Origin of the sequence: Deinococcus betulae, from assembly GCF_020166395.1 — a bacterium.
In the GTDB taxonomy this organism is placed as follows: domain Bacteria; phylum Deinococcota; class Deinococci; order Deinococcales; family Deinococcaceae; genus Deinococcus; species Deinococcus betulae.
In genome coordinates this window covers 84556-100590 of sequence record NZ_JAIQXU010000005.1, presented here as the reverse complement: position 1 = coordinate 100590, position 16035 = coordinate 84556, and the positions used below count along the sequence as shown (strand labels likewise).

The window sequence follows — 16035 nt, the reverse complement described above, 5'->3', positions numbered from 1 at the left end:
AGTGCTGTACCCACTTTCTATTTCCCACTCTCCGTTTTTACGCCGCTCCCTCTTCCCGGTCCACCTTGGCAAAAATCATGCGACCCACGTTGGTCTGCACATTGTTGACCACCAGCACGCGGGCGGGCTTGCCGCGGAGCTTCAGGCCGTCCTCGACCACGACCATCGTGCCGTCTTCCAGATAGCCCACGCCCTGGCCCTGCTGCTGGCCACTTTTCGTGATGGTGACCGTCAGGTGGTCGCCCGCCTGCACCTGAGGCCGCAGCGCCACCGCCGCCTCGTGGATGGACAGGATTTCGACGCCATGCAGGCGGGCAATCTTGCCCAGGTTGCCGTCGTTCGTCACGATGCGCGCGCCTGATTCGCGGGCCAGGCGAATCAGCTTGTCGTCAGTGGTGGGCAGGTCGGTGTCCCAGTCTTCCACGCGCAGGGGGCGCAACTGGCGCAGGTCTTCCAGCACGCTCAGGCCGCGCTTGCCGCGTGTTCGTTTCTGCGGGTCTTGACTATCGGCCAGGGTCTGCAACTCGCGAAGAATGAAGCCGGGCACAATCACCTCACCGTCTAGAAAGCCGGTGCGGGCCAGCTCCAGAATGCGGCCGTCGATAATCACGTTGCTGTCCAGCAGCTTGCCGCCCTGCTTGCGCCGCACCTGCGGAAAGGCCAGAAGCCCAAAGGCCTCGGCGTTGCGCACCGCAAACGACGTGAAAAAGACCCCCAGCACCAGGGTCACCAGGACATTCCAGACCCAGGTGTAAAACGGCAAGCTGCGCATCAGGCTGCTGAGCAGAACGCTGAGCAGCAGGGCGATGATCAGGCCAAAGGTGGCCGCCGCAACCTTGCGCGGCGAGAGGCCGTTGTACCAGCGCAGAAATCGGCCAGTCCCCGAAAGGAGCAGCACTTCGGCGCGCGGCGCCAGCAGCAGCGCCATCAAGGTGCCGGCCAGCATCAGACTCAGGGTATTGACGGTACTCAGCTCGCCGGGTTGGCCCCCAGCCAGGGCGTGGCCCACGACATAACCCAGCAGCAGCCCCAGCAGCATAAAGGTGACCCGAACAGCAAGCACGCCCAGCAGTGTACCTGCTCCGGGTGAGGACACGGGGCGCATGAAAAGAGCCAGGCCCCCTCTCGGGTGATCCGGCTCCTCTCCTGCGCTCCGCTCAGGACTTGACGGTCCGGTAAGCCCAGCGCACCACCCGGTTGGGTTCCAGCTCAGTCAGCCAGGCCAGGGCAGCGGTCAGAGCGCCCAGGGCCGCCGCCGCCCAGAACACACCTGTCGAGGTGTCCGTCAATAGGGCGTAGGCCAGCAGCCCAAGGCCCAGGCCACCCAGCCCCAGCGGCAGGGCGACGCCACGCCAGAACAGAGGGCGGTCCCGGTAATGCAGGCGGTGGGCGCTGGCGCGGAAAGTGAACAGGGCATAGAGCGCACAGAGCGCTGACACGACAACGAGGAAGAGTTCAAGGTCCGTCATCCGGATGCAAATTGTAAGGGCAGGAGCGCGGGCCATGTAGACCTCTGATTTGAGGCTTCTCAAAGAAAGGCCACAGAAACAGAGGCGGGCTGTGGGCCATGCCACAGCATCTTTCTCAACCACAGCGCCGCAAGAAAAGAGCGCCGCGCCTGGAGGAGAGACAGCGCCGCGCCGAGCGCCATAGTTGGCGATCTGTCTCAACTCGCCGTTTTCTCATTGGCTCTCTGCTGAGCTGCTGCGCGCCGGTTGAAGTCTGGTCGCTGGTCTGCTCTTGTTTCAGCCTCTACCATGGCGGGGTTTATGGCCCGCTCTGCCCCGTCTCCCCTGCCGCCCAGCCCCGACGCGCCCCTGTCCACCGCCCTGCTGACCGGGCCACGGCTCTTTGCCCGGACGCTGGCGCCGACCGAGCCTCTGGCGTGGCGTTACCTGGGGGTCGTGGGCCTGGCGGCGGTGCTGTCGGGGGTGGCCTACGCCGCCCTGGTGCGCCCAGCCGTCACTCTCGCTGCCCAGGTGGCGGGCGGTACAGCGCCGCTGGCGGTGCACGCCACCAACGCGCTGGGCGGCACGTTCCTGACCATGTTCACGTTCCTGCTCCTGTGGGGCCTGGGCCGGTTGGGTGCGGGCCGGGCCGGACGCCCCGCCGAGGTGTACGGTGCGAGTTTCGCGTTGCTACCACCTCTGTATGTGCTGGTGACTGTCCTGGCGCTGCTGACCCCAGCCTCGGCCTGGCACCCCACGGCCGCCGCGCTGGCCGGGGCCGCCGAAGACGCGCGGCGGGTGCAGCAGCTGGCACTGGCCGGTCTGGCCCGCACGCCCGCCGCTTTCCTGCTGCTGGCGGTCACGATGCTGGGCACCCTGGCCCAGAGTGGCCTGGCGTTCGCTGCTTTTCGAGAACTCACCGGCCACGCCGGGCGGGCCCTGGCGGGGGCGCTGCTGCCTCTGCTGCCCGCACTGGTGGTGGGTTTTATCGCGCTCGCTCCCCTGCTGCTGAGCCGCTAATACGGATTCCGCTGAATTGCAGCACAGCCGGCAAGACACTGTCTGCGCTTCCATATCGCGAAATCCGCATCTGTTCCTGCTCGCTCTGCCGCACAGCTTTCCAAGTCCACTCGGATTCCACCCGGCATTCTGCTCAATTCAATCGGAGTCTGTAATAACACAAAGAGCCTTCGGGTGAAGGCTCCAGGGAGGTAGACGTGGTGAGGAAGGCTCAGCCGCTCACCCCTATCCAAGTGGCGCGGATCGCCAAAATTTCGGGCGGCCGTGTCGGCAGAGAGCTGGCACTGGCTGTCCTGCGCTGGCCGGTTGACCTCCAGGACATTGAGGGGCAGCGCAGGGCGACGAGAGCATCAGAGGCCCGACGTGGAAGACAGAGGCCAGCATGGGACCGGCCGGGTCACAGCAGGCTCTTACTAGGGTCCCACAGGCGCCACAGCTCGTACAGGCCAATCATCAGGTGCAGCACCAGCTTGGCGGCCAGACCAGCCAATAGCCCCACCAGCGTGCCCCAGGCAGAGCGAAGAGCGTCAACGGGCAGCTTTTTGACCACGACCAGTTCGGCAATCAGGGCGCCCAGCAGCGGCCCCAGAATCAGGCCGAAAGGAATGATGGGCAAGATGCCCACCAGGCCGCCGATCAGGGCGCCCCACACCGCCTGCTTGCTGCCGCCGTACTTGCGCGCCCCCCACGCCGAAGCCAGGTTGTCCACCAGCCCAATCAGGATGGTGATCGCCAGGAAGGTCAGCAAAAAGGGCAGGTCTGGCCAGAGCTGAAAGCCGTCAACCAGCGTCGCAGCCACCGACCCCAGAAAGATGATGGCCGTGGCGGGAATCACCGGAACAAAGGTGCCAATCATACCGATGACCCAGGCCACCAGGAAAACCACGAAAGCAAGACTCATACGCCTGTGCCTTACGCGGCACGGCGCGGCAGGGTTCCCGTTGGTGGCCACATATAGAAAACCCCCACCGAAGTGGGGGCGAAGTGGTTGCAGGGACAGGATTTGAACCTGCGACCTCCGGGTTATGAGCCCGACGAGCTACCAGACTGCTCTACCCTGCGATACTCTGGTCTTGCTTTTGACGTCTGCGTCGCGGTTTCCCTGTGGGGGCCGCTTTTCAGCGCTCAGGAATAGTAGCGCGACTTCTCCAGACTGTCAACTTTGTGTCACGCTGCACGCTTTTGATGTGCTGGACACGGCCCAGCCCGCTAGGCTGTAAAGGTGAGACGAGGCGACCAGGGCACCGACACGCCGCCGGGCCAGCAGCCCGCGCCCATTCAGGAGCGCAAGCTGCGCCACATTGAGGCCTGCCTGCGCCCCGACAGCCAGTACGCGCTGCAGACCACAGGGCTAGAAGTGGTGCCGTGGCCCTACCGTGCCCTCCCGGAGCGCGATCTGGACGCCATCCGGCTGGACACCACTTTTTTAGGGCGGTCCCTGCGGGCACCCGTTCTAATAGGCGCCATGACTGGCGGCGCCGAGGCAGCCGGGCGCATCAACCGGCATCTGGCACAGGCGGCGCAGCGGCTGGGGCTGGGCATGATGCTGGGCTCGCAGCGCGTGATGCTGGAACGCCCTGAGGCCCGCGCCTCGTTTCTGGTGCGCGAGGTGGCCCCCGACATCCTGCTGGTGGGCAACCTGGGGGGCGCGCAGTTTCTGCTGGGCTACGGCGCCGAGCAGGCCTGCCGGGCAGTGGCTGAGGTGGGCGCCGACGCCCTGGCCATTCACGTCAACCCGCTGCAAGAAGCGCTGCAACCGGGCGGCGACACCCGCTGGGCTGGGCTACTGGACCGCCTGGCCGGGGTGGTGCCCACCTTGCCGTTTCCCGTGCTGCTGAAAGAGGTGGGCCACGGCCTGGACGCGCAGACGGTGGCGGCGGCCGCACCACTGGGCTTTGCCGCTCTGGATGTGGCCGGAGCCGGCGGCACCAGCTGGGCGCGCGTAGAACAGCTGGTTCACCACGGCGCGGTGATCACGCCTGACCTGTGCGACCTGGGCGTGCCCACCGCCCAGGCGCTGCGGGCAGCCCGGCAGGCCGCCCCAGGGCTGCCGCTGGTGGCGTCGGGCGGCATTCGCACGGGGCTGGACGCCGCCCGCGCGCTGAGCCTGGGGGCGCAGGTGGTGGCGGTGGCCCGCCCGCTGCTGGAGCCTGCCCTGCACAGCGCCGAGGCGGCCGAAGCCTGGCTGCGGCAGTTTCTGCATGAATTGCGAGTGGCCCTGTTTGTGGGCGGTTACGGGAGCGTGACGGAATTACGCAGAACTGACGAATAACCGCGAATTGACAAGGCAGCGCTCAGGTGGTGAGGTCGAGGAAGTTCAGGTTATGGGCGAGGATGCAGAGCGCCACCTTCGATCGGAGGCTGAGGGAGGTCTTGATGCGAATTGCGCTTCATTGCAGCACAGCCGGAAAGGCCCCGTCTGCGCCTCCATATCGCGGAATCTGCAGCTGTTCCTGCTCGCCCTGCTGCTCAGCTTTCCAAGTCTGCTCGGATTCCACCCGGCATTCTGCTCGATTCAATCGGAGTCCGTATGACCTGTCCCCAGCGCAGCCCTGCACCGACCAGCACGGAGAATGCGGACTCAATGCACTTTCTGGCCGCGCCGTATTCATCCTTTCAGCGCGGATCTGCCCGCTTGGCCTTGACCTTTGGCGGTGTGATACGAACTCCGATTGAATCGTTTACAAAAACGATTCAATTCAAGCGGAGCGAGTGGGAGAAAAACGGGTTCCGGGCGTGGAGTTGGCAACCCAGTGGGGTGCTGGGTTGTTGGCGTTACAGACGGAATCCATATGAAGCACGCGCCGGACTGATCGCCTTTATTCCCAATCTGTTCTGGCCCGCCATAAGTGGGCCAGTCTCGGCGCCAAGATATGCGCGTGACCAATATAGTGCCCGCTCCTCAATTCTCAGGCCAGCTCGTTATTGAATTTTTCGAAGACAGTGAGTGCTGTATCTTGTGTGACGGCAATACTCTCTGTACCCGTGAAAAAGAAAACGTCGCCGGGGTATTCGCCTGCCAGCCTCGCCGCCAGATGGACTGCTCCCTTGACGGTTAATGCAGATGAGTGCTCGACAATAACCCCAAGAATGTCCCCTGACTTTTGAAGGGTATCGAAATAAATGACATATTCGGCGCGTCCCTCATCAAATTTTGCCACCGCCAAACTGACATAGCTGTTTTCAAAGCTGTAGTTGAGTTCCATGATGCTTTCTGGAGTCCGCTTTCTTGCCGTGATCTCCGCATCCAACCAAAGGTCATTGTCAAAAGCCTCAACGTTTTTGAGCTGCCAGCCGTCTGCCTCAAGCACCGTTAGAAAGCATTGACGCTGCTTGATTTGTTCCTGAGTCATACTTGAACGGTCCACAGCTACCTCAAATTCAGTCCGGAGAGGGCTTCGAGTTCTTTGATGACATTTCGCAGCTTGGAGTGAATTGATTTTTTGATGGCTGGATCAAGTGGACCCACATCAGTCTCCAGTTGCGTGATGGCCTGCTCCGGTGACCAGGTTTCGACGCGAATACCGTGCTCAAGCATCCGCTGAATGCCGTCTCTCGACAGAGCTTTGCCGCCTTTTACTTTGGGCGAGTAGATGCCCAACACCTGAACGCGAAGTTTAACCTGGTGACGTTGAGAAAATTCAATGAGCGTCGAGGCGCAGTTGTGCAGTTTCTTTTGAAGGTCCGCGTCACACCCAGGGTCACCGCAGGGACTGCTTGACAACTGCACAATCACTTCAGGCGTTTGCCCGGCGAAGCGCTTAATCACCCGCTCGGCGTTCAGCACAAAATTCTCTTCCGCGTGTTTCGGTAACTCGCCTTTCTTTCCTGGCGTGTTCGCCGACTGAATCTCAATGCCGTTAATAGAGGCCCTCAGGGCCACGCCACGCCGTATGGTCATGAGTTCGAGGTCGTCCTGATCGAACATGATCTTCGTGTCAGTGAGACCGACATTCTCATAGGGCGACGCACTGGCCTCAATCTGGTATTGCCCCCGCTTCACCTGCTTCGTGCGGAGAGCTTTCAGGCCCCTGGGCCTAAACTTGTCCATAGCCTGCTGCAAGGTGGCCTGCGTGTTTTTTGCCGTGCCCTGCCGGGGCAACTGGCCAGAAAGATAAGCCCGAACTTCAGCCTTCACAGCGCGGCTGTCAGGTGTGTCCTGGGTCGCGCTTTCAGATTTAGTGTTCTTCGGTTTCCCCGTTAATTTACTGATGGCGGTTTTAATACGCGCGACGACCTTGTCGAGCAGGCCATCGAGCTTGCCGCGCACCTTGGCGATGACACCCTTGATCTTGGTGCCAATGTTGCCCAGGCCCAGCACCTTGCCCAGGAATCCCAGCGCCACCGGAATGCTGCGCGCCAGCGTACTTTCCACTCCAGCCACCGCCGCCCCGATGTTGCCGGCCGCAATCGCGCCTACGCTCTGAACCGCACTGGTCACCACGCCCATGATCTGCTTGCCCTGCTCAATCACGAACTGCACACTGCGGAACGCCCCAATCAGGGCCTGCACGAAGCCGCCCCCTGGAATCAGCATGCTCGCCACTTTGGTGATGCCCGCCATGACCACGCTCTTGGTCACTTCAGTTTTCAGGCCGGCGACCACTTCGCCGCTGACCGGGGCCTGGTTGGCCTTCAGTTCATCGGCTTTGTGCAACCCGCCCTTGATGCTCTTCAGGGTGTCAATCGTGCCTTCAGCCGCCCGGACCTGTTTCTCACCGTTGGGGCCCATCGCCTTCACGAGACGGCCCCGGAGCGCCTGATAGGTCAGGCCCATCACGCTCAGGGCCGTCATGAAGACGCCCTGCAGGTCCAGTTTGGCCGGAAAGGTGATGCCCGAGGCGCCGGTCAGCCATTGACCCAGCCCGTTCTGGAGGTGTTTGGGCGCGTTGCTCGCAAACTTGGAGAAGCCGCCCTTGAGGGCGCTCAGCAGGTGGCCAGCAAACTTGGCCGGGTTTTTCAGGACCTGCAGGATGAGGTCGCCGCCCTGCCGCAGCTGAGCCACCACCTGCTGCCCCACCGGCCCGAGTCCGGCGGCCAGCGCGGTCAACCCGATGTCGGCAATCTTGCGGGCACTGCCCACAATCAGGTTCTTGAGGCCACTGATGCGGCGGGTTACGGCGTTCTTGGCCCCGCCCAGGTCCGCCTTGCCAATCGCTCCAGCAATCTCGCCCAGCGCGCCCCCCAGATCCAGCTTGCCCAGCTCGGCCTTGAACCATGTCCAGGCCTTCGGGATGGCGCCCGTTTCCTTGAGCGCTTTGAGGATGTCCTTCAGGGGTCCGGGCACCCAGCCGGCCAGCGTGTCCAGAATGCTGTCGGGATTGGCCGACATGGTTTTGCCCGTCACCAGATCCTTGCCAAAGGCCATGCACAGCTCGCGGTAACCGGGCAGGGCCGTCAGTGCGCCGGCAATCATCTCCTTGCCTTTATCGGCAATGGCGCTCACGCCGTCTTTGACCTTGTCGGCGGCCCAGCTCAGGGGATTGCCCCAGCGCTGCACCGCCTGCGGTTGCAGGTCATACAGGGGTTTCAGGGCAAAGCGCTGGACTGCCCCGTCCTGTGCTCGTTGCAGAGCAGCTTTCTGGCTGTACACCCCAGGCGTATGGAGGCTGGGCGGCATCAGGCTCTTGGGGCTGGGCATGGCCTGGGCCAGCTTGGCGCCCATCGTGCGGGCCTCGCTTTCCAGCCCGGCGTCGGGGTCAATCCCTTTGCCCACTCGGCCCTGGGACTGCTGAACGGTGTGGGTGACCTCATGTGCCAGGAGTTCCAGGCCGCTTTTCGTGTTGGGGCTGAATTTCCCGCTCTGGAAAAAGATGTCGGTGCCCGTCGTAAAAGCAAGCGCGTTGACACCTTTGGCGAGCGTGTGGGCTTCGCCGTCGTCGTGAATCCGCACCTTGCTCAGATCGTGGTTGAGGCCCTGTTCCAAATGGCGCTGAACGGCTTCCGGGAGAGGATTACCGCTTCCACGTCTGGCCTGAATGCGTTGCAACACAGGCTGCGTCGCCTCTGCGTCCAGTTCCGCCAACTGCCGCTGAAGGGCGAGTGCCCGCAGCACTTGGGCGTCCTGTGTGGCCTGGGTCTCATGACGCTGCACAGCCGTGTCCACAGCGCGTTGCAGAGCCAGTCGCTCCCCACCGGGGACCAGGCTCAGCACCGCCCGCGAGACCGGCGCGCTGACCGGATGCCGCTGCAAGGTCGCCAGATGCTCGCCGTAAGTCTCACAGCGGGCTGTCGCTGGGCCCCGGTCTGCTTTGAAGCCTTGCGCCAGCGTCTGCGCCACCTGCCGCTGGAGGGCGGTGAACTGGGCCGCCGCACGGGTGTCCAGCGCCACGCCGTCCACCTCTTCGGCCCGTGCCCGCATGACCGTCACCCATTCGCTGGGGGTCTGGGGCTTCGTGGGGACCGGTGCGGACGGCTGCGCTTGACGCTGAAGGGCTGCCTCCGCCCCACGTGCCGAAAGGGGCAGGGCGGCCAGCTGGGTCTGGGCGGCCTGGCGCTGCACGGCCACACGTTCGAGTTCCTGCCTCTCCAGCGCAGCCGCCCTCAGTGGCGCCTGCACAGCTTGCCGCTGCGCCGTGAGCGGGCGGACCGTATGACGTTCCAGGACCTGCCGGGTCTGCTGGCGTTCTGGCTGGGGCGCGTGCGGCTGGGAAGACGGCGAAACCGACGGCGGAGTCGGCTCGTGGGTGGGTGAACGGCGCGGCGCGAACGTCATAGCTGACCTCCCGAACAGCCATCAGCTTACCGCACCGCGCGACCAGAGCGGCTCAGGGTCACACGCCTTGACCACTGCTCAGGCGAACAAGGTGAGCGTCCACCAGAGGCAACAGCGTGGGCGGAATCCAGGGGCGCCCCTCCCCGAGGGCAGAACTGACAGCCGCTGTCAAGCGGCCCTCTACCTCAGGCGGCCCAGCCCTTTCCGGATCAGGGTATCAGCGTTCAGGTCGGGTTCGGCGGCCAGCAGTTCGGCCACAGCGGCGCGCACCTGCGCCTCGCGGAAGCCCAGCGCCAGCAGGGCGTCAATGGCGTCGCGCCCGGCGGTGCTGACCATACGGGCGGCGCGGCCCCCGGCTGGTGCTGCAGCCGCCGCCAGATGCTCGGGCACCTTGTTCTGCAATTCCAGCACCAGGCGCTCGGCGGTCTTCTTGCCCACGCCGCTGACGCTGCTGAGCAGTTTCACGTCGCCGCCCAGCAGCCCCTGGGCCAGCGCGCTCACTGGCATGGCCGAGAGCAGCGCCAGCCCCAGCTTAGGCCCCACACCGCTGACTCCAGTTAAAAGGTCAAACAGGCGCAGGCTGTCGGCGTCCTGAAACCCAAACAGCAGCTGGGCGTCCTCGCGCACGACAAAGCGGGTGTTCAGCTCGGCGGGCTCGCCCACAGTCAGGCGGCCCAGGGTGCCCACCGGACACTGCACCTCGTAGCCCACGCCACCGGCCACCACCACCGCGCTGCCTTCGCGGATTTCGCGCACCACGCCGGACAGGTAAGCAATCACGCCCGCGATTCTAGTGCAGCCTGGCCCCGCAGGCCCGGAAGGACATGACGTTTAGTAGAGGCCTGGGGCAGCCAGTCTCTGGCACTTCAGCTTCGAGCCTGAGGGCGTCAGCGGTCCTGCTGGTGGCGCTCATAGCCAACCTCAAAGCTGTTATTGACTCTGGCACAGCAGCGCAAGTTTCTACCCAGAAAAGACCGCTGACATAGCCTTGAGCGTGGCGGTCTCTCAACCACGAGGCCCTGTCCTGCTCACGTGGCTCTGGCCGGAGGAGATGGAGCTTTGGCGCGAGGCCTCTCGACGCCCGGACAGCTCAGCGCCAATCTCACCCAGCAGACCCACAGCCTTCCGCCAGGCGCCCTCAGTTCTCACGCTGCTTGAGGCAGCGGCCAGGCAGGGAATAAAAAAGCGATCGGGTCGCCCCAGTCGCTTTCGCCTGTACCGCTGCGCCTAAGAGCGGCTTACGGCCGGCTGCGGCGCCACCCGCCTGAGGCTGAGGACCAGCAGCGCCGCGGCCATCACGGCCGCCAGTGCCGCGCCCCACACATACCCGCGCGCCTCATGCCCGGTCGGCGAGGCCAGCAGCAACGGGCTGAGGAACTGGCCCAGAAATACCGCGCTGCTCATGCCGGCAACCACACGGCCGCGCCAGGCCGGTGGCGTCAGGTCGGCCAGCCAGGTGTACAGGTTGGGAAACACCAGCCCGCCGCCCAGCCCACCCAAAACCAGCCCAGCCAGCGCGACCGCCAGGTTCGGCGCCGCCGAGACCACCAGCCAGCCCGCCGCCACCACACCCAGGCCCAGCGCGGCGGCGCGGCGGGGGTCAAAGCGGCCCGCAAAGCGCACGTACAGCAGCGAACTGACCGCTGCCATCAGGGTGAAGGTGCCCAGCAGCAGGCCGGTCTGGGCCGCCTGCGCCCCCAGCGTCCTGAGGAGGAAAGGCCCCTGGGCGGGCATCAGGTAAAACACGACCATGTAGCCCAGCGCCAGGCCGTACACCAGCGCAATGGCCCCCCAGCGTGGGGGCTGCGCCTGACCGGCCTCCTGTGCTGGCTCCGGCACGCCGCGCGGCAGGCGCAACGTGAGGGGCAAGAGGAGCAGGGCCAGCGCGTACAGCACGAAGGGCGCGCGCCACGACAGCCCGGCCAGCGCGCCGCCCAGCGGCAGCAGCACAGCGCCGCCAAAGCTGGTAAAAGCCGCTTGCTGACTGAGAAAGCGGCCGCGTTCAGGCCCACTAAACAGGTCGTTGACCAGCGCCCCGGCCGCCGTCATGGTCCCGGCCACCGCCAGACCCAGCACCACCCGGCCCGCCAGCACGGCCCCCAGCGACTCGGCCACCAAGCCACTGGCCCCGCCCACGGCGTACAGCAGCAAGGACCCCAGCAGCACCGGGCGGCGGCCAAAGCGGTCAGCCAGCACACCCCCCAGCGGCGCGGTAATGGCAATCACCAGCCCCAGAATGGTCAGGGCCAGCTTGACCAGCAGGTCCACGTTGGGGACGCCAGCGAAGTGTTCGCGCATCGCCGGCAGCGCCGGGGCAATGGTGGCCCCCGACATCACAGTCAGGGCGGCCAGCAGTAACAAGGTCAGCCGTGTCAGTGGGTCCGGCGCGGCGGGAGAAGAGGAAGAAACAGACATGCCTCCAGTATAGATTTAAAAATTCAAGCGGTCGGATTTACAAAGTACCTCCTGGGGGACAGCTGGAGGGATGGAAAGCGCCGCCTCATCTGCAATAGGGCGCGAGCCGCCGGGACGGCCTCCGGCGCCATGATTGGCGGAGATAGGCCTCTCCAAAAACATTTGGAGGGCTGCGAAACAACGTAAATAAAAGCAGCGCACCTCTCTGGCCATACCACCCAGAGCGCACGTCACTCCATCGTCAACGCTTTACCCTTCTCTCCTGTTCGCCCCATACTGAGGCGCATGTTCACCCTGCGCCGTGCCCAGGAGGCGGACCGCGCCGCGCTCTACCGCATCTGCCTGGAAACGGGCGACAGTGGGCAGGATGCGACCGCCATCTATGCCGACCCGCTGCTGCTGGGGCATATTTACGCCGGGCCTTACCTCAGCTTCGCGCCGGACTTTGCTTTTGTGCTGGAGGACGAGGCGGGCGTGGGCGGCTACGTTCTGGGGGCGCCGGAGACCCGTGCCTTCGAGGACACGCTGGAGCAGACCTGGTGGCCGTCACTGCGGGCCCAGTTCCCTGTCCCGCCGGCCAACCCGGCGGCCCGCACCCCCGACGAGCGCCTGACTGCCCTGATTCACCAGCCACGCCGCACGCCGGGCACCCTGCTGGCCGACTTCCCTGCACACCTGCACATTGACCTGCTGCCGCGCGCCCAGGGCGGAGGCCGGGGTCGGCAGCTGATGGACACCTTGCTGGAGGCGCTGCGCGTTGCCGGAGTGCCCGGTGTGCATCTGGGCGTGGGGGAACGCAATGTCAGGGCGCAGGGCTTTTACCGCCACCTGGGCTTTGAGGAACTGGGCCGCAGCCCCGGCGCCGTCACCTTTGGGCGGCGCCTGTAGGCCAGGCAGCGCAGGCCCGTGGGGCGGCCTGGGCGCTACACTTCTGCCATGACCCGCGCGCCTTATACGACGCCCCGAATGCCCCAGCGGCTCTGACCCCAGAGAGCCGCGCGGGGCGCTCTGGTCAGGCCGGGCGCCCCGCTTCCTGTTGCCGCTTATTCTGAAAGCCGTTTGCCTGCCCAGGCCGCTCCCTTTTGGGTCAGGGCCGGACAGAAAGGAATCCCCATGAGCCAAGCCGACCCCTTTTACATCACGACCGCCATTGACTACGCCAACGGCGCCCCGCACATCGGCCACGTCTACGAGAAAATTCTGGCCGACGCCATCGCCCGCTACCAGCGCCTTGCCGGGCGCGAGGTCTTTTTCCTGACCGGCACCGACGAACACGGCGAGAAGATTGCCAAGGCCGCCGCCAAGGCCGGCCAGACGCCGCAGGTCTTTGTGGATGACCTGAGCCTGCGCGCCTTCAAAGGCCTGTGGGACCGCCTGGACATTGGGTACGACGACTTTGTGCGTACCACTGAAGGCCGTCACAAACGCTTTGTGCAGGACATCTTGCAGCGGGTGTACGACGCCGGCGACATTTACTTTGACGAGTACGAGGGCCTGTATTCGGTGGGCGCCGAGCGGTACGTCACCGAGAAGGAACTGGTTGAGGGCAGTGACGGCGTGCGCCGCTACCCCGGCGACAAGGACCCGCCCGAACTGCGCCGCGAGGCCAACTACTTTTTCCGCATGGAGAAGTACCAGGCGTGGCTGCTGGAGCACATCAGGCAGAACCCCGACTTTATTCAGCCGGCCGGCTACCGCAACGAGGTGCTGGAAATGCTGAAAGAGCCGATTGGGCCCCTCAGCATCAGCCGGCCCAAGAGCCGCGTGCCCTGGGGAATCGAATTGCCCTGGGACGCCGACCACGTGACCTACGTGTGGTTTGACGCACTCCTGAATTACGTCTCGGCGCCGGTCAGCAAAGGTGAGCGCCCAGACGTGATTGGCACCGCCTGGCACGTCATCGGCAAGGACATCCTCAAGCCGCACGCGGTGTTCTGGCCCACCATGCTCAAGGCTGCTGGCCTCCCCGCCTACCGCCGCCTGGTGGTTCACAGCCACATCCTGGCTGAGGACGGCCGCAAGATGGGTAAGTCTCTGGGCAACGCCATTGACCCTGAGGCCCTGGTGAACCAGTACCCCGCCGACGCCATCCGCTACACCCTGCTGCGCGAGGCGACCCTAAGCGCCGACAGCCCCTACGGCGAGGGCATTCTGGTCTCACGCCTGAACAGCGACCTGGCCAACGACCTGGGCAACCTGCTCTCGCGCACGATTTCCATGATTCAGAAATACCGGGGCGGCGCCATTCCGGCCGCGCAGGAGCTGACCGACCGCGAGCGCGAGATTGAGGCGGCGGCGCTGGCCCTGCCCGGTCAGATTCTGACCCTGGTGGACGAACTGAAAATCAATATGGCCATCGAAGCGGCCATGAACTTCGTGCGCGACCTCAACCGCTACATCGCCGAGAGCGCGCCGTGGAACCTGGCCAAGAGTGAGGACACCGCCCGGCGCCTCGACACGGTGCTGTATACCGCTGCCGAGGGCCTGCGCGTGGCCAGCGTCGCCCTGGAAGCCGTGATTCCGGCCAAGGCCCGCGACCTGCGCGCGCAGCTGGGCCTGGGCGGCCAGTCGTACACCCTGGCCGCCGCCTGGGGCCTGACCCCCGCCGGCACCCGCGTGCAGGGCGGCGCGATTCTATTTCCCAAGCCCGAGCCCAAAGCACAAGAACCCACAGCTGGGACCGAGGCGCCTGCACCGGCCCCCAAAGCCACCAAGCCCCCGAAAGAGACCCCCATGACCCAGACTGAATCTGCCCCCGCTGCCCCTGCCGCCACCCCCACCGTTCCGGAACAGCCCCTGATTTCTATTGACGACTTTGCCCGCATTGACCTGCGCGTGGCCGAGGTGCTGGCCGCCGAGGCGGTGCCCAAGGCGGACAAGCTGCTGAAACTGACGGTGCGCCTGGGCGAGGAAGAGCGCACGGTGGTCAGCGGCATCCGCACTTGGTTTGAACCGGAAAGCCTGGTGGGCCGCAAGGTGATTCTGGTAGCCAACCTGAAACCTGCCAAGCTGCGCGGCATCGAGTCCCAGGGCATGATTCTGGCCGCCGAGGACGACCAGGGGAATCTGGACCTCGTGGGCCTGCGCCTGGACCTCCCCAGCGGAACCAAGGTGCGCTGACCTTGCTGCTGGCAATCATGCCAGAGACCAGCAAAGCCGGGAACTCCAAGGTTCCCGGCTTTTCCTATTGAGGGCCGACGCTGCTAATGCAGCATGGGCGCAGCGGCCGCGAACACGCCGTCACGGCCCAGGCGGCGGGCAGCCCGGCCCGGCTCGGTTTCGACCAGCGGCGTGGCCTGCCACACCAGCGCCGCCAATTCGGCGCGCGCCTCGCCGCGCAGCACCAGGGCGCTGTCGCCGCACCACAGCAGACTCTTGTCGCTGTACTCGTCCAGCACGAAGCAGGCGTCGGCACCCTCCGGCCGCCGGAGCAGGTCGGCCAGCGCAAAAAAGTCAGCGGGTTGCAGGTGCCAGGTGCAGTGGCCCCAGACCAGCGCCACGGTGGCGTGTTCGCACTGAGTAATCACCCGCAGGTCGTCCAGCTGCGCCAGTTGCACGGGAAAGCGGCACATCTCAGGGCACCTGCCGCTGCGCGTGGCGCTGGGCGTAGGCGGCGGCGTCCCAGGGCAGCCGCTCGCGCTTGACCTGCGGGTCGGGAATGGGCACAGCGCTTAGCAGCGCGCGGGTGTACTCGTCCTGCGGCTGGCGGTACAGGGTATGGGCGTCTTGCAGCTCGACCAGGTGGCCCCGGTACATGACGGCCACGCGGTCGGCGATGCTCTCGACCACGGCTAGGTCGTGCGAGATAAACAGCATGGTCAGGTTCAGGTCGTCCTTGAGCTGACGCAGCAGCTCCAGCACCTCCTTGCGGATGCTCACGTCCAGCGCCGAGACGCACTCGTCGGCCACGATAAATTCGGGCTGCAGGGCCAGGGCGCGCGCAATGCCGATGCGCTGACGCTGCCCGCCCGAAAACTCGTGCGGGTAGCGCGCCATGACGGTGGTCGGCAGCTGCACCATGTCCAGCAACTCGGCCACCCGTTTGCGCCGAGCAGCGTCACTGGTGGCCAGCCCGTGAATCACCAGCGGCTCGGCCAGAATGTCACTGACCGTCATGCGCGGGTTGAGGCTGGCAAAGGGGTCCTGAAAAATAATCTGCATCTTGCGGCGGTAGGCGCGCAGCTGGCCCGCACTCAGGCCCCGCAGCGATACCCCGTCATACCGCACGTCGCCGCCCGTGGGTTCAATCAGGCGCAGAATGGCCCGCCCGGCGGTGGTCTTGCCTGAGCCAGACTCGCCCACCAGACCCAGCAGTTCGCCGCGCCGGATATCAAACGAGATGCCGTCAACGGCCTTGACATGTCCCTGGACGCGGTTGAGCAGCCCACCCTTGACCGGAAAGTACACCTGAAGGTGGTCCACCTCAATCAGGGGCGT

General features: G+C 65.2%; 12 protein-coding genes, 1 tRNA gene and 2 pseudogenes. 4 read left to right on the top strand and 11 right to left on the bottom strand.

Features of this window, described 5'->3' with window-relative positions; genetic code table 11:
- Positions 1-37: 37 nt before the first annotated feature.
- Positions 38-1063 (bottom strand): PIN/TRAM domain-containing protein, encoded by a 1026-nt coding sequence (locus K7W42_RS05810; protein WP_224573057.1) that lies wholly within the window; start codon positions 1061-1063, stop codon positions 38-40.
- A gap of 94 nt (positions 1064-1157) precedes the next feature.
- On the bottom strand, positions 1158-1469 hold the full coding sequence (locus tag K7W42_RS05805; protein WP_224573055.1) for a hypothetical protein: 312 nt from the start codon (positions 1467-1469) through the stop codon (positions 1158-1160).
- Positions 1470-1769: 300 nt separating this feature from the next.
- Here K7W42_RS05805 and K7W42_RS05800 point away from each other — a divergent pair, with 300 nt between their 5' ends.
- Positions 1770-2468: a hypothetical protein gene (locus K7W42_RS05800; protein WP_224573053.1), complete on the top strand. Its 699-nt coding sequence runs from the start codon at positions 1770-1772 to the stop codon at positions 2466-2468.
- Positions 2469-2865: 397 nt separating this feature from the next.
- On the opposite strand, the gene K7W42_RS05795 is transcribed toward K7W42_RS05800, so the two are convergent.
- Together K7W42_RS05795 and K7W42_RS05790 are read right to left on the bottom strand one after the other, a co-directional pair.
- Complete coding sequence (locus tag K7W42_RS05795) at positions 2866-3369, bottom strand: DUF456 domain-containing protein (protein ID WP_224573052.1); 504 nt, start codon at positions 3367-3369, stop codon at positions 2866-2868.
- Between the two features lie 84 nt (positions 3370-3453).
- A tRNA-Met gene (locus tag K7W42_RS05790) sits at positions 3454-3530 on the bottom strand.
- 160 nt (positions 3531-3690) lie between these two features.
- On the opposite strand from K7W42_RS05790, the gene fni reads away from it, so the two are divergent.
- Complete coding sequence (gene fni / locus K7W42_RS05785; protein WP_224573049.1) at positions 3691-4740, top strand: type 2 isopentenyl-diphosphate Delta-isomerase; 1050 nt, start codon at positions 3691-3693, stop codon at positions 4738-4740.
- 260 nt (positions 4741-5000) lie between these two features.
- On the opposite strand, the pseudogene K7W42_RS05780 reads toward fni, so the two are convergent.
- The 5 genes and pseudogenes from K7W42_RS05780 to K7W42_RS05755 all read right to left on the bottom strand — a co-directional run.
- A pseudogene (locus tag K7W42_RS05780) lies at positions 5001-5138 on the bottom strand (IS982 family transposase); the annotation flags it as partial.
- A 239-nt stretch (positions 5139-5377) separates the two neighbouring features.
- Entirely contained in the window at positions 5378-5836 is a 459-nt protein-coding gene (locus K7W42_RS05775; protein WP_224573047.1) for a hypothetical protein, read from the bottom strand.
- Between the two features lie 2 nt (positions 5837-5838).
- On the bottom strand, positions 5839-9183 hold the full coding sequence (locus K7W42_RS05770) for an eCIS core domain-containing protein (RefSeq protein ID WP_304524145.1): 3345 nt from the start codon (positions 9181-9183) through the stop codon (positions 5839-5841).
- A 180-nt stretch (positions 9184-9363) separates the two neighbouring features.
- A complete protein-coding gene (gene ruvA / locus K7W42_RS05760) occupies positions 9364-9963 on the bottom strand; it encodes a Holliday junction branch migration protein RuvA (RefSeq protein ID WP_224573044.1) in 600 nt (199 codons plus the stop codon).
- Positions 9964-10410: 447 nt separating this feature from the next.
- A complete protein-coding gene (locus tag K7W42_RS05755; RefSeq protein ID WP_224573042.1) occupies positions 10411-11598 on the bottom strand; it encodes an MFS transporter in 1188 nt (395 codons plus the stop codon).
- Positions 11599-11883: 285 nt separating this feature from the next.
- Here K7W42_RS05755 and K7W42_RS05750 point away from each other — a divergent pair, with 285 nt between their 5' ends.
- Positions 11884-12486 carry a GNAT family N-acetyltransferase gene (locus K7W42_RS05750; protein ID WP_224573040.1) on the top strand — a complete coding sequence of 201 codons (603 nt, stop codon included), beginning with the start codon at positions 11884-11886 and terminating at the stop codon, positions 12484-12486.
- Positions 12487-12711: 225 nt separating this feature from the next.
- Positions 12712-14718, top strand: coding sequence for a methionine--tRNA ligase (gene metG / locus K7W42_RS05745; RefSeq protein WP_224573038.1), 2007 nt, complete (start codon positions 12712-12714; stop codon positions 14716-14718).
- Between the two features lie 83 nt (positions 14719-14801).
- On the opposite strand, the gene K7W42_RS05740 is transcribed toward metG, so the two are convergent.
- Positions 14802-15170 carry a hypothetical protein gene (locus tag K7W42_RS05740; RefSeq protein WP_224573037.1) on the bottom strand — a complete coding sequence of 123 codons (369 nt, stop codon included), beginning with the start codon at positions 15168-15170 and terminating at the stop codon, positions 14802-14804.
- Between the two features lies 1 nt (position 15171).
- Positions 15172-16035, bottom strand: a pseudogene (locus K7W42_RS23435) (ABC transporter ATP-binding protein); the annotation flags it as partial.

What these genes read in the sequence shown, in the direction of transcription:
- K7W42_RS05805 (WP_224573055.1), bottom strand. Translation starts at nt 1,469, where the DNA reads ATGACGGACCTTGAACTCTTCCTCGTTGTCGTGTCAGCGCTCTGTGCG.
- K7W42_RS05800 (WP_224573053.1), top strand. Translation starts at nt 1,770, where the DNA reads ATGGCCCGCTCTGCCCCGTCTCCCCTGCCGCCCAGCCCCGACGCGCCC.
- K7W42_RS05795 (WP_224573052.1), bottom strand. Translation starts at nt 3,369, where the DNA reads ATGAGTCTTGCTTTCGTGGTTTTCCTGGTGGCCTGGGTCATCGGTATG.
- K7W42_RS05770 (WP_304524145.1), bottom strand. Translation starts at nt 9,183, where the DNA reads ATGACGTTCGCGCCGCGCCGTTCACCCACCCACGAGCCGACTCCGCCG.
- K7W42_RS05755 (WP_224573042.1), bottom strand. Translation starts at nt 11,598, where the DNA reads ATGTCTGTTTCTTCCTCTTCTCCCGCCGCGCCGGACCCACTGACACGG.
- K7W42_RS05750 (WP_224573040.1), top strand. Translation starts at nt 11,884, where the DNA reads ATGTTCACCCTGCGCCGTGCCCAGGAGGCGGACCGCGCCGCGCTCTAC.
- metG (WP_224573038.1), top strand. Translation starts at nt 12,712, where the DNA reads ATGAGCCAAGCCGACCCCTTTTACATCACGACCGCCATTGACTACGCC.
- K7W42_RS05740 (WP_224573037.1), bottom strand. Translation starts at nt 15,170, where the DNA reads ATGTGCCGCTTTCCCGTGCAACTGGCGCAGCTGGACGACCTGCGGGTG.